5 protein-coding genes are annotated in these 14,342 nt (G+C 69.2%); 2 read left to right on the forward strand and 3 right to left on the reverse strand.

The window, feature by feature from the left end; translation table 11 throughout:
- Nucleotides 1-642: 642 nt before the first annotated feature.
- The gene (locus LQ51_RS12180; RefSeq protein WP_052744834.1) at nt 643-10,515 is read left to right on the forward strand and encodes a LamG-like jellyroll fold domain-containing protein; all 9,873 of its coding nucleotides are present in this window, start codon (nt 643-645) and stop codon (nt 10,513-10,515) included.
- 523 nt (nt 10,516-11,038) lie between these two features.
- Here LQ51_RS12180 and LQ51_RS12185 read toward each other — a convergent pair.
- From LQ51_RS12185 to LQ51_RS33875, 3 genes are all read right to left on the reverse strand, one after another.
- Complete coding sequence (locus tag LQ51_RS12185; protein WP_046565237.1) at nt 11,039-11,287, reverse strand: hypothetical protein; 249 nt, start codon at nt 11,285-11,287, stop codon at nt 11,039-11,041.
- A gap of 87 nt (nt 11,288-11,374) precedes the next feature.
- Nucleotides 11,375-11,692 carry a hypothetical protein gene (locus LQ51_RS33870; RefSeq protein ID WP_231605712.1) on the reverse strand — a complete coding sequence of 106 codons (318 nt, stop codon included), beginning with the start codon at nt 11,690-11,692 and terminating at the stop codon, nt 11,375-11,377.
- Nucleotides 11,656-12,510 carry a family 43 glycosylhydrolase gene (locus LQ51_RS33875; RefSeq protein WP_231605713.1) on the reverse strand — a complete coding sequence of 285 codons (855 nt, stop codon included), beginning with the start codon at nt 12,508-12,510 and terminating at the stop codon, nt 11,656-11,658. Before LQ51_RS33875 ends, LQ51_RS33870 begins: the two co-directional genes overlap by 37 nt.
- Before the next feature lie 457 nt (nt 12,511-12,967).
- Here LQ51_RS33875 and LQ51_RS12195 point away from each other — a divergent pair, with 457 nt between their 5' ends.
- Entirely contained in the window at nt 12,968-13,714 is a 747-nt protein-coding gene (locus LQ51_RS12195) for an ArsR/SmtB family transcription factor (protein WP_046565239.1), read from the forward strand.
- Nucleotides 13,715-14,342: the final 628 nt, after the last annotated feature.

Consider the following 14,342-nt stretch of genomic DNA (forward strand, 5'->3'; position numbering starts at 1 on the left):
AGATATGCGTCTGCGCTGGCCTGCCCGGAATGTTTTCTCGCCATGTTTGCCAATAATTTAGCCCTCCCCGAATATGGGCGCAATAGGCCGCCACTATAAGTGCAAGTCAGGTCCGCGGACCGGCGGCGGGTGTTACGGGGGTCGGGCTGACGCCGACCCGAGCGCCATGATGCACGACACGGACGGTCACCGCTACCCGTCGAGGCGTGCGGGCTACCGCGGCGCCGGCAACGGACGTAATGGACCAAAGCGGTAAAGCGGAGATTTTTAGCGCAGGGCAGTGGCGGTAGGTCATGGTCGGGTCGCGGAGGGTAGTGCTGGTCTGGGTCTTGACACTTGGCCTCGAACGCTGTCAATGTACAGCGGCGCATTGATGAAGAGCAGCACACGGGGGTGTTAAGCGGTGAGCATCCGTTTATCGGTTTTGTGCCGCCGTCCGAGCCAAGGTTGTCGGACCGACCGGCTGTTGTCTGATTCGATGCCCTGCGGCGTGTCTGCTGACAGTTCCGCCTGATTCGGTCTCTTCTCTCCTTCGCTCCGCCGCGTTTTCGCTGCGCGACCCGTGCTGATTTCCAACCACCAGGTCGCGCCGATGGCCGGCGCATCCGTAGGCTCCGGTCCGCCCTCGACCCAGGGGTTTCCATGTCGTTCCGCCCGCGCCACCTGTCCGACCTGCGTTCGCGCCTGTCCCGGCTGCGGCCGCCGATCCGGCGACCGGGCGGGCTCGTCCGCTCCGCCGCCATCCGCTCAACCGTGGCCGCCGCCCTCGCCGGCGTGTTGATGCTCAACCTGGGCGGCAGCGGAGTGCTGGCGCTGTCCGGTCAGGCCGCACGGGACGCCCGCGCCAGGGCCGACCGAGCGGCGGGCGTCAAGCCGGGCCAGAGGTGGGGTACGGCGGCCGGCCGGTCCCACGTCAAGGCGGGCCCGATGAACCGGGACGTGCCGCGATCGATGCGCAGCCGGTTTCCCCTGCACAAGCTCGACCAGAAGCCACCGGCGGGCCGCAACGAAGCCTCGGTCGCCGCGGCGCCGATGGTCGAGAAGCGGGGGTACGACCGGAGCACCAGCCGGGAACGGGCCGCCGAGCGCACCCTCAACCAGCGGGTCTACGACAATGCCGACGGCACCCAGACCACTGAATTTTCGTCCGCCCCGATCAACTTCCGTAAACCGGACGGGAGTTGGGCACCGATCGATCTCGACCTCGTGCCCGCAGGCGACGGTCCGGGCTGGCGGACGAAGGCGGATTCCGTCGGTCTGCGCCTCGCCGCACGCGGGGCCGCAAGCGCGCTTGCCACGCTGAGTTTCTCAGGCGGTGCGGAGCTGGCCTTCGGGCTGTCCGACGCGGCTGACAGCCCGGCCCGGGTCGAGGGTCGGAGGGTCACCTACCCGGCTGTCCGACCCGAGGTCGACCTGCGGCTGGAGCCGCGAGCGGGCGGCGTGAAGGAGACGCTGATCCTTCGCTCCGCGAAGGCACCGACGACGTACGTCTTCCCGCTCCGGCTGCGCGGCCTCACCGCGAAGCTGGTTGACGGCCAGGTCGTGCTGACCGACCCGGCGGGACGGCAGCAGGGTGTCATCCCGGTCGGTTACATGATCGACTCGGGTGCTGGCACCGCCGGCCCGGCCACCTCCACCGGGGTGACGTACGAGCTGATCGACCAGGGCGGCCAGCAGGCCCTGAAGGTCCGCCTCGACCCTGCCTGGCTCGCCGATCAACACCGCAGTTACCCGGTGGAGGTCGACCCCACGGTCGGCCCGCCGGTGGATCCGGTCCGCTCGGACAGCAGCATGTACGTGCACGGCGGCAGCTCCGCCTCGGGTGGTTCGGAACTGCTCGTCGGCCGCTCCGGCGGCGAGAACGCCGCCGCCTATCTGAAGTTCGGTGACCTGGTCAGCCGGCTCCAGTACCACACCATCTACGGTGCGGCGCTGTCCGTGGTGAACTTCGACGCCGCCTCCTGCAAGGCACGGGCGGTGACCGTGCACCCGGTCACCGGGTCCTGGTCGGCCGGTAGCGGCTACTCCTACCCGGGCCCGGCCGTCGGCAGCGCGCTCGCGAGCCGCTCCTTCGCCCACGGCTACGTCGGGCTCGGCCAGTCACAGTCGGCCTGTCCGGCGGCGGGGGAGATGTTCGACCTGGGTGCGGCCGGCCGCAACCTGGTGCAGCGCTGGGTCAACGGCACCCAGGCCAACTACGGCCTCTCCCTGCGCGCGTCCACCACGGACGGCGCCGCCTGGAAGAAGTTCGCCGGCACCGGCACCGCCAACCCGCCGGCGCTCTACATCACCCACACGCCCTACAACGCCGCGTACTCGATCCCCAAGCCGACGCCGGAGCCGCCCGTCCTGCAGAACCAGGCCGGGAAGGTCAAGGTGACGGTCACCAACCTCGGAGCGGAGGCCTGGTCTCCGACCAACTACTACCTCGCCTACCGCGTCTACAACGCCAGCACCGGGGCGGCTGTCACCCAGCAGCGGGCCGGCAACCTGCCGACCACGCTGGCCCGGGGCGCGAAGGTGACCCTCGACGCGACCATCAAGGCCTTGCCCCCGGGCTCCTACTTCGTCGACTTCACCATGGTGCGCAGTGGCGGCATCGTTTTCACCGATCAGCAGGTGCCACCGGGCCGGATCGTGCTCCAGGTCTTCGACGTGCCTCCGGTGGTCCAGGAGTTGTATCCGGAGAACGGTTACCAGGCACCCACGCTGACCCCGTTGCTGTGGGCGCGCGCCGTCGACACCGACGCTCCGCCCGGGTCGACCCTGTCGTTCAAGTTCGAGATCTGTGACCGGGCGGACTCCGGCGCCGCCACGAACTGCACCAACTCCGGCTACCAGGCGAAGCAGTCCTGGGTGGTGCCGAGCGGGCGGCTGGCCTGGAGCAAGAACTACATGTGGCGGTCGTACGTGAAGGACGCCACCAACGAGGTGATCTCGCCGTACTCGGTGCTGATGGCCTCGGTGCCGCAACCGGACCTGCTCTCCAAGGTCGGCACCGCGCCCGGCGCGGAGCAGGGCCGGGAGTTCGACGCCCAGACGGGCAACTTCTCCACCGCCGCCGTCGACGCGACGGTGGCGACGGTCGGGCCGCAACTCAACCTGGCCCGCACGTACAACAGCCTCGATCCGAGGACCACCGGAGCGTTCGGCGCTGGCTGGTCCAGCCTGCAGGACGTGGCGCTGATTCCGGACAACGACGGATCGGGCAACGTGGTGATCCGCTACCCGGACGGACAGGAGGTGCGGTTCGGCAAGAACACGGACGGCACCTACGCGGCGCCGTCCGGCCGGGTGGCCCGGTTGACCCTCGACTCCATCAGCTGGAAGCTGCTCGACCGAGGTGGGACCACCTACCAGTTCGCGCTCACCGGCAAGCTGCAGAAGGTCACCGACGTCTCGTCACGGTCGGTCGTGCTCAGCTACGACGCCCTGAACGGCAAGCTCGCCAAGGTTCAGGTGTCCAACAGCCTGACCAACACCGCCGGCCGGGCGCTGCGCTTCACCTGGACCGGCAACCACATCACCGCGGTGACCACGGACCTCGTCAACGGGGCGGCCCTGACCTGGAGCTACACCTACACCGGTGACCTGCTCACCAAGGTCTGCGGCCCCGACGAGGCCTGCACGGTCTACGACTACACGCCCGGGTCGCACTACCGGACGGCAGTCCTCGACGCCAAGCCCGACTCCTACTACCACCTGGGAGAGTCGGAGGGCACGGCGGCCGCCAGCGACGTCGCCATCAACCTGGGCAAGGACGCCGCCACCTACCGCAACGTGACGCTCAACCAGTCGGGCGTGGTCGAAGGCACCAGTGGCACCGCCGCGGCGTTCAACGGCACGTCGGCCTACCTGGAGCTGCCCAAGGGCCTGGTGAAGAAGAGCCGTGACGCCTCCGTGGAACTGTGGTTCAAGATCGGCCTGACCCAGACCGGTGGTCCGCTCATCGGCTACCAGGACAAGGCGGTCGGCACCGCGGCGACCAGCGGCGTGCCGATCCTCTACACCGGCACCGACGGCAAGCTCCGCGGCCAGTTCGCCACCGGGGCCATCGCGCCGATCACCTCGACGACGACGGTGAACGACAACAAGTGGCACCACGTGGTGCTCTCCGCGATGGCCAACACCCAGACCATGTACCTCGACGGCGTCAAGGTGGGTGACCTGACCGGGCAGACCATCGACGCCTCGCTGCTCACCGTCAACCAGGTCGGCCTGGCCTCGGCCACCCCGCCGGCGTCCTGGCCAAACTGGGGCGCTACCGCGCAGCGGTACTTCGCCGGCACGATCGACGAAGTCGCCGTCTACTCGCACCCGCTCGGGCCGTCCACCGTGGCCGCGCATTTCCAGTACGCCAAGCCGGCCACCCAGCAGCTGTCCCGGGTCACCCTGCCCAGCGGGCGGATCGCCACCGAGGTGGCATACGACACGACGACCGACCGGGTGAAGGAGTACACCGACGACGACGGTGGCACCTGGAAGCTCGGGGCGCCGACCATCTACGGCAACGACAGCGACCTGCGCCGCGGCGTCCAGGTGCTGGACCCGGCGAACCGCCCCTACCTGTACGAGTACGACGCCCTCGGCGGGCAGATGTTGCGCTCGGGCAGTCCGCTGGGGCTCGAGACACGCCCCGAGGACCAGCCGGCACCACCGAGCCCATCGCCGACGCCTAGCCCCACGCCGACCTGCTCGCAGCCCGACCCGAACGACCCGGCCTTCTGCACCATCATCCCGAACGACGCCGACGGCCCGGTCTTCGTCCGGCACACCCTCGACGGCATGGCCATCCGCAGCTTTTCCTATGACGAGAAGGGCATGCAGACCAAGGTCATCAACGAGAACGGTGACTCCGTCGAGATGACCTACGACGCCGAGGGTCGGCTGGCCACCCGGAAGAGCTGCCGCACCGGCACCCAGTGCTACACGAACTACTACACCTACTCGACGACCATCACGAACCCCTTCGATCCCCGCAAGGATCTGGCGGTCGAGACGCGGGACGGCCGCTCGTCGAGCGCCACGGACACGACGTACCGCACCACCATGTCGTACTGGAGCAACGGCCAGCTCTCCAGCCAGACCAATCCCGACGGCAGCTCGGTCAGCCACACCTACACCGTCGGCGCAGAGGCCGCGGTCGGTGGCGGCAACCCGCCGTCCGGGCTGCCGGCCACCAGCACCGACGCCCGCGGCAAGGTGACCAAGTTCGCCTACTACGCCAACGGCGACCTGGCCCGGACGACCGAGCCCTCCGGCCTGGTCACCGAGTACACCTACGACACGCTCGGCCGGCGGATCACCGAGAAGGTCATCTCGGACAGCTACCCGGCCGGTGTCACCACCACCATCACCTACGACAAGCACTCGCGGGTGGCCACCGTCACCGGCCCGGTCACCACCGACGCGGTCAACGGCACCCAGCATCAGAGCCGGACCACCACGCAGTACGACGCAGACGGCAATCCCACCAGCGTCACCGTGTCGGACCTGCTCGGCGGCGACCCCGACCGGGCCACCGTCACCGAGTACGACGACCAGGGCCGCCCGGCCAAGGTGGTGGACCCCGAGGGCAACGAGACCACCTACGGCTACGACCGGTTCGGCAACAAGACCACCATGACCGACGCCAACGGCAACCGGTACGACTGGGCGTACACCGCCCAGAACAAGGTGGCCGAGGTCCGGCTGCGGGACTGGCGCAGCGACCCGCCGGGTTCGCCGGGCACCGGCACCGGTGACTACCTGGTGCTGCACTCCTACTCGTACGACTTCGCCGGCCGCCTGGCGAGCGACACGGACGCCATGGGCCGGCGGCTGGAGTACCTGTACTACCGCGACGACCTGCTCCAGAAGATCACCCTGAAGGGCTTCCACAACTCCGACGGCACCACCCGGGACTACGTCGTCGAGGAGAACACCTACGACGGCGCCGGGAATCTGACTCGCAAGGTCGGCGGGAACGGCACCCAGACCACCACCTACACGCCGGACCGGGCCGGCAAGGTCACCAGCACGGTAGTCGACCCGGGCGGCCTGCAGCGGACCACCACGCTGACCTACGACCTGAACGGCAACGTCACCCGGTCGGTCCGCACCGGCAACCCCTCCAACCTGCCGTGGTTCGTACCGGTCACCTCCGAGACGGTCGACTACACCTACGACGACGCCGGCAACGTGCTCACCGAAAAGGTGATCGCCGGCAGCGAGTCGCGGATCACCAGCTACACCTACGACCAGCGCGGCTTGCGGCTGACCGCCACGGACCCGCGCGGCAACGTCGCCGGCGCCGACAAGGCGGCGTACACCACCACCTACCGCTACGACGAACTCGGCCAGCAGGTCGGCGTGACCGGCCCGACCGTCGACGCGGAGAGCGACGGTGGCGCCGCCACCCCCACCAGCCCGACCAGCACCGTCGGTTTCAACACGTTCGGTGAGCAGGTCGCGGTCCGGGACCCGCGCGGCCTGATCAACCGGTCCGAGTACGACAAGCTGGGCCGGCCGGTACGCAGCGTCGCGCCGACCTACCAGGCGCCCGGCGTGACCCAGCCCGTCACCCCGGAGACCCGCCGGAGCTACGACCCGCTGGGCAACGTGGTCGAGGAGATCGACCCCGCCGGCACCACCCGCTACACGTACGACCAGCTCAATCGGCTGGTCAGCAGGGACGAGCCGGCGAAGACGAACGACGACCGCGCGGTCACCAGCTACACGTACACCCGCACCGGCGAGGTCCTGTCGGTGACCGGACCGACCGGCGTCCGGACCGAGTCGACCTATGACGACCTGGACCGGCAGATCACCCAGACGCTGGTGGAGCGGACGCCCAGCACCCGCAACCTGGTCACCCGGATGGCCTACGACGACGCCGGCAACGCCACGTCGATCGTCTCGCCCAGCGGGGCCACCACCGTCAACACCTTCGACGCGACCGGCGCCGTCACCCGCACCACCAGGCCGACCGGCGAGGCCACCCTCTTCGGGTACGACCACGTCGGGCGGCAGGTCCGGGTCTCCGACGGTCTCGGCCGGACCAGCCGGGTCACGTACGACCTGTTCGGCAACCGGGTCAGCGACGCCGACATCAAGCCGGACGGGACGGTGCTGCGGACCCAGAGCTACGGCTACGACATCGCCGGCAACATGACCTCTGCCACCGACCCGTACGGCACCGTCACCACCCACGAGTACGACGCGGCGGGCCGGCTGGTGAAGCAGGTCGAGCCGGTCAGCGACACCGAGTCGATCACCACCACCTTCGGCTACGACGCGGCCGGCAACCGGACCCGCTACACCGACGGCCGGCGCAACTCCACCATCTACACGTACAACACGCTGGGCCTGCCGGAGTCGGCGATCGAGCCGTCGACGACGGCCCACCCGGCGCTCGCCGACCGGACCTGGACCATCGGCTACGACGCGGACGGCAACGCGGTGCGGCTGAGCGCCCCGGGCGGGGTGAGCCGCACCCGGACCTTCGACGCCTCCGGCCGGCTGACCGGCGAGACCGGCTCCGGCGGTGAGACCGCAACCACGAGCCGGACCCTCGACTACGACCGCGCAGGCCGGCTGACCAGCGTCAGCGCGCCCGGTGGCAGCAACACCTTCACCTACAACGACCGCGGTCAGCTGGTCTCCGCCGCCGGCCCGTCCGGTACCGCCAGCTTCGGCTATGACGACGACGGGTTGATGACCAGCCGCACCGACGTCACCGGCACGGCCACTTTCGGCTACGTCAAGGGGCGGCTTGACACGGCGACCGACAGCATCACCGGCCAACAGCAGAAGTTCGGCTACGACGCGGCCGGCGACCTCAAGACCATCGACTACGGTGTCGGGCGGGTGCGGACCTTCGGCTACGACGATTACGGCCGGGTCAACAGCGACGTGCTGCGTAACTCCGCCAACCAGGTCGTCGCGTCGGTGGCCTACGGCTTCGACCTGAACGGTCATGTCACCGGTAAGAACACCACGGGCACCGCCGGTGCCGGCAACAACAGCTACACGTACGACAAGGCCGGCCGCCTGACCAGCTGGACCTCCTCGGCAGGCACCGTCGACTACGCCTGGGATGCCAGCGGCAACCGGATCAAGGCCGGCTCGAAAACCGCCACGTACGACGAGCGCAACCGGCTGACCTCCGACGGCGACTACACCTACGCCTACAGCGCGCGAGGCACGCTGCGTAGCCGGACCAGTTCCGGACTGGCCGAGCAGTTCTCCTTCGACGCCTTCGACCGCCTCACTGCGGCAAAGGACCAGACCTATCAGTACGACGGACTGGACCGGGTCGTCGCCCGCACCGGCAACGCGTTCGTCTACGCGGGCCTGGCCGACGACGTGGTGCACGACGGAGCGGAGTACTACGCCCGGGGACCGGGCAACGAACTGCTCGCCACCGGCATCGGCTCCGTGGAGCGGCTGTCGCTGACCGATGCGCACGGCGACGTGGTGGCGGCCATCGACCCGGCCGACACCCAGCTCTCCACCCTGAACGATTCCACCGCGTACGACCCCTTCGGCAAGAAGCTGACCAGCGTGGGCGACACGGGCCGCCTCGGCTTCCAGGGCGACTGGACCGACCCGGACACCGGCCAGGTCGACATGGGCGCCCGCTGGTACGACCCCGGCACCGGCACCTTCGCCTCCCGGGACAGCGTCACCTACAGCACGGGCGACTCGATCCTGGCCAACCGGTACACGTACGCCGCGGGTGCGCCGCTGGACTTCGACGACCCCGACGGGCACTGGCCGCGGTGGCTGAAGAAGGCCGCCAGTGCGGTGTCCACGGCCTGGCACGCGACGACCGCCGTCGTCTCGGCCGCCTGGAACTACGCCTCCTACTACGCCCACGCGGCCTGGAACGCCGGTGTCTCCGCCCTCAAGGCGGTGGGGAGTGTGCTCTCCAGTGCCGCCCGTTGGGCGGTCGACAAGGCGAAGACGGCGGTGAAGGCGGTCGGCAACGCGATCAGGTCCAACCTGTCCCGCGCCGTCGACTGGGCGAAGAGGCAGAAGGCAGCCGTCGCCGCACAAGTCCATCAAATGAGAGTCGCGGTCCAGGCCAAGGCGAAGGCGGCCATCGCCCAGGCGGTGAAGTTCACGAGACTGCCTGTGGTCCAGGCCCTGACCAAGCCACTCATGGCGCTCAGCAAGGTTGTGTCGACCGGCTTCAAGATGCTGCCCGCCATCGTCGCGACGACCACGATGGCGATCAAGGATCCGCAGAAGTTCAAGCAGAAACTGTGGCTGGACGCCGCCAAGGCGGTCGGGTCGATCACCGAGGGCGTCTCCACCGTGTGGGACAAGGCGACCCAGTTCGTCGAGGACCACAAGGCGGACATCGCCGGCTTCGTCGCCGGAACCGTTGTGGGCCTGGGCTGCGGCGCGGCGATCGGCTGGACCGGCGTCGGGGCGGTGGCCTGCGGCGCCCTGGCCGGGGCGGTGGGCTCGGCGGTCACCGGCTACATGAACGGCAAGCGCGGCTGGGACCTGGTAGGCGACGCCGCCCTGGGCGCACTCACCGGCGCCGTCGGCGGAGCGATCGGCTCGATCGGTGGCGCGGCGCTCAAGGCCGGCCTTCGCGGGCTGAGTGGTGGCCTGCGGTCGGCGGGCAGCAAGGCCCTCAGCGCGGGCATCGGCGAAGCCCGGGCCATCGCCTCCGAGACCCGTGCCCTCGGGGGTCAGGCACGGTCGCTGGGCAACAAGCTGTTGGGCCAGGGCTGTGACAACAGCTTCACCGGCAAGACCCCGGTACTGATGGCCGGCGGTGTGCTCAAGTCGATTAGCGACGTCAAGGTGGGCGACAAGGTCGTCGCCACCGATCCGACCACCGGCCGCACCGAGGAGCGCGTGGTCACCGGGCGCATCGTCGGCACCGGCATGAAGAAGCTCGTCCAGATCACCGTCGACGTGGACGGTAAGAAGGGCGACCGTACAGCGCAGCTCACCGCTACCGATGGCCATCCCTTCTGGGTCGCCGATCGGGCGGGCTGGGCCCAGGCCAAGGATCTCCGGCCTGGTTACACCTTTGAAACCGCGGACCATCGGCCCGTCTCCGTGGTGGATGTCCACAAGTCGTCGGACTGGCAGACCGTCTACAACCTGACCGTCGACGGGCTTCACACGTACTATGTGATCGCCGGCGAAACACCGGTCCTGGTTCACAACTGTGGGCCTGATGACCTGGTGCATGTATACCGGGCACCGCAAAGGGGTAATGGGCCCGATGAGCTCGCCAATGGGCTGAATCCGGCACGGCACAGAGAAGGCAACGGCAATGCCTACATCGGGACGGAAGACGTTGCACAAAAGTACGCCGACTATGCGGTCGGCACGCATGAGGATGGATATATCAAGTTCGCGTTTAGGCGCTCTGAGTTTGAAGAGCATTTCGGTCCCGGATTGAAATATGAGGGCGGCCCCGGGTTGGAGTGGGAGATTCCCCATGGGAAGATCGATCTCTTCAACCGGCTGACCCAATCGAGGGAGTGGCTATGGGCCCCATGGTAGGAGCCAGGGATGGAGATATCCATGACATGCCGTCATCGCAGTGGGGTACTCTGGGCTCTGAACTCGTCGGATGTGTCGTCGAGATCCGGATTTTATGCGTCCATCCCTTCGGGGTCGGTGTTTATTTGACTGCCCAAGATGCCTATGCGCACGTCAATGTGCCTCGTGTGACGGATGGCCGATTCACAGTTGCAGAGGCTTCGCGTCATATCGGCGAAGTTCGGAGGGCTCTCATCCTTTCTGTGGAGCCAGGTAGACAGCCTACTCTCACGATTCGTCCTTCGGAGGTCCCGAACTCCTGATGCTCGTATTGGCGAATAGAATTCCCAACGGCACCGATAATTCTGCGATTAGCTTTATCGCCGCGCCGACTGGCAAGGCTGCGGTCTTGTGGATCAACCACATATTCGGCGGGGACTCAGGTGGCTGACGATCGTCCGGTGCGGAACTCGGGAATCCTCGCGGTATTTGTCGAGATCATCCACGGCCCGCAGGGCACCATGCGGGCTGTGGAGATCGCTGGCTACGGCATTGCTGTGCCGAGGCGCGCTGCCTCCTCACTGTACTTGCCGACAAGGAGTACCGGCGTGATGATTCGGAGCACGTACTTCAGGATGCGCTCGGGTATACCGACAAGCTCATGGAACTCGTCGCGATCGAGGACGACCTCGCGGAGTCTTGGCGTCGCCGACGCCTTCAGGAGCTCGACGAGGCAGCTTTTGAGCGGGATCTGCGCCAGATAGTTCTCCGGTTGGAGGAATGGCCAGAGCATAGGATCACGGGTGATTCGATCTAGATCCCATAGATGTTGGCTTTGAGGTGAAGCTGACGATCGCGTCTAGCGCAACCGGAGAGCTGGTCAATGCTCTTCGTATTGATCAGTAGTCGCCGGTCGGCGCATCGCGCAGCAGCACACCGGCGGTGTTGCCGGTGCCGACCCAGATCCGTTGTGCGGGTCGGCGAGGTCGAGCCTGGCGGGCAGCGCCGTCTGGGCGCTCGCGCCGCCGGCCTCCCGGACGGTGAGCCGCCCGCCGCCGACCCGGACGTCCACCCGGCCCAGGCGCAGTCCGGCGTCGGTTGCGCCGGCCAGCCGCAGGTCGGTTTCCGCCCGCACGTCCCCGCCCACGATGGTACGGCTGGTCAGCGTGCCGGTGCCGGTGACCTGTCCGGCGTCCACCCGCCAGACGCCGGAGGGGCGCCAGCCGGTGAGGTCCGACGTGTCGAAGCGGGCGTCGAGACGAACGGTGGTCGCCGGTGCGGGCGGGCGCCGTCGGAGGGGCCGGCGCCGGCGTTGACGGTTGGCCAGCCGTCCACCCAGTCCAGGCGGTCCAGCAGCATCGGCCGCTCGTTGATGCCGAACGGCTCATCCAGGTACGGGTCGGCCCGGTCGATCGCGTGGTAGACGATCCAGTCCTGCCCGGACAGGTCGGTCACGACTCCGTTGTGCCCGGTGCCGATCCACCGGTTGCCGTTCTGGGTCAGCACGGGGGTGCCGCCGGCGCGGGAGACGTCCAGCCGCTGGCCGTCCCGGTCCACGAACGGCCCGCGCGGCTCCCCAGAGCGTGCCACCTGGACGGAATAGCCGGTGGCCGGGCCGGCGCAGCAGTTCGCGGTGGAGGCGAAGAGGGAGTACCAGCCGTCGTGGCGGACCACGTAGCCACCCTCGAACTTGTTGTCGATCGCCACCAGGCTCGGTGTGCCGACCGCGCGCAGCCCGTCGGGGGAAAGTTCGGTGACCGAGATGCCCCCGTAGTAGCTGCCGTAGTAGAGCCAGTTGCGGCCGTCCGGGTCGGTGACCTGGCTGGGGTCGATGGTCCAGAGGTAGCCGCCGCCCCCGCCCGGTCGGGGGGCCACCACCGGCTCCGCCGCGAAGGTCCAGGGGCCGGCCGGGGTGGGCGCGGTGGCGGCCCCGACCGCGGTGTCGAAGGTGTCGTCGGAGACGGTCGTGTTGGTGACGGTCAGGTACATCACCCAGCGACCGGCGATCCGGCGCACGTCGGGAGCCCAGAACGCCGCCCCCTGTGTGGCCCGGACGGGCGCTGGTCGGGGGCGAACGCGTTCCCGACGTACGTCCAGTCGGCCAGGTCCGCCGAGCGGGTGATCGGCACCCGGTGGGCCTGCCGTTCGCCCCTCCGGAGCGGGTCGGAGGTGCCGAAGGCGTACCAGAGGCCGTCGTCGCCGCGCACGACCACCGGGTCGGCGAAGGTGTCGGCGAACCGATCGGGTTGCGGTAACGGTCGGCGCCGGCGGCCGGCGCGGCGGCCGTGCTGCCCAGCGCCAGAGCGAGGACGGCGGCGAGTACGCCGCCACGGTGGAGGTGTCGTCCCAACAGACCTGCCTCGGGTATGGACGGACGTCGGTCTGCCGCTTCTACAACGTTGGATACAACGATGTAAAGGGCCGCCGCACGTGTCGGCCGGGACCGAACCGTGGCCGTGCCAGCATGGAGGGCATGACCACGACCGGCACAGACGGCCGCGCGCTGGCCAGCCTCGCCGCGCTGCTCGCCGACTCCACCCGGGCCAGCTTCTGCCTCGCACTGCTCGACGGGCGGGCCTGGACGGCCGGCGAGCTGGCCCGGACGGCGGGGGTGGCCCCCTCCACCGCCAGCGACCACCTCACCCGACTGGTGCAGGGCGGGCTCCTGGTCGAGGAACGGCAGGGCCGGCACCGGTACGTCCGCCTCGCCGGCCCGGCGGTGGCCCAGCTCGTCGAAGACCTGGCCGGCCACGCGCCCGCCCCGCCCACCCCGCCCCGCGGCCTGCGCGCCGTGTCGGCCGGCGTCGCCCTCTCGTACGCCCGCACCTGCTACGACCATCTCGCCGGCCGGCTCGGCGTGCTGCTGCACGACGCCCTGCTCGACCAGGGCGTACTGGACCGCGCCGGCGGGCTGGCGCTCACCCCGGTAGGCGTCGGGTGGCTGGCGGAGCTGGGCGTACCGGTCGAGCCGCTGCGCGTCGGCCGGCGGCCGCTGGTCCGCGACTGCCTGGACTGGACCGAGCGTCGCCCGCACCTGGCCGGCTCCCTCGGGGCGGCGCTGTGCCGCCGCTTCCTCGACCTCGGCTGGACCGTCCGGGGCAGCGGTCGGGCGGTCCGCCTCACCCCGGCCGGCCGACCCGCCCTGGCGGCCGCCCTCGGCGTCGCCCCCGACGCCCTGGCCGCACCCGCCTCCCGCGACACCGCCCCCGCCCGCGCCTGACCCGCCTCACCGCCCCCGATCCGTCCCCAGCGCTTCCTCCGCCCGGTCTGTCCTCAGCGTTTCCTCCGCTGGGCCCGTCCCGAGCGTTTCCTCCGCCAGGTCCGTCCCGAGCGTTTCCTCCGCTGCTTACGTCCTCGGTGTTTCCTCCGCTGGCTCCGTCCTCGGGGTCTCTCCGCTGCTTACGTCCTCGGTGTTTCCTCTGCTGGGTCCGTCCTCAGGGTCTCCTCCGCACGGCCGTCGGTGTTTTCTCCGCTGGGCCCACCCCGAGCCGTTTCCTTTGCCGGCCCTGTCCCAGCGTTCACTCTGCCGTGCCAGCCCCGGCGCTTCCCCTTCCGACCGCCACTCAGCCACACTGCGAGCCCGAGCCCGAGTCCGAGAGATCTTGGTAATTATCGGCCCCTCTGGGGGCCATTTCGTTCCAAGATCTCTTCGTCTTTGCTCCTACGCCGCTCCTCGGTGCGGCTCGCTGCCGCTTCCGGTATCGCCGTGAAGGGCGGGGCGCGCGGGAAGGCCGTCCTTCGATGTCCGGAAGGAACCGGCCGGAGGATCGGTGTGCAGGGCAGGACCGGGCGGAGAGCCAAGTCGCGATCCGCCAGGCCGCCGCGCCCCGCTGGCCACGCCGCGCAGC

Origin of the sequence: Micromonospora sp. HK10 (genome assembly GCF_000982955.1) — a bacterium.
In the GTDB taxonomy this organism is placed as follows: Bacteria; Actinomycetota; Actinomycetes; order Mycobacteriales; family Micromonosporaceae; genus Micromonospora.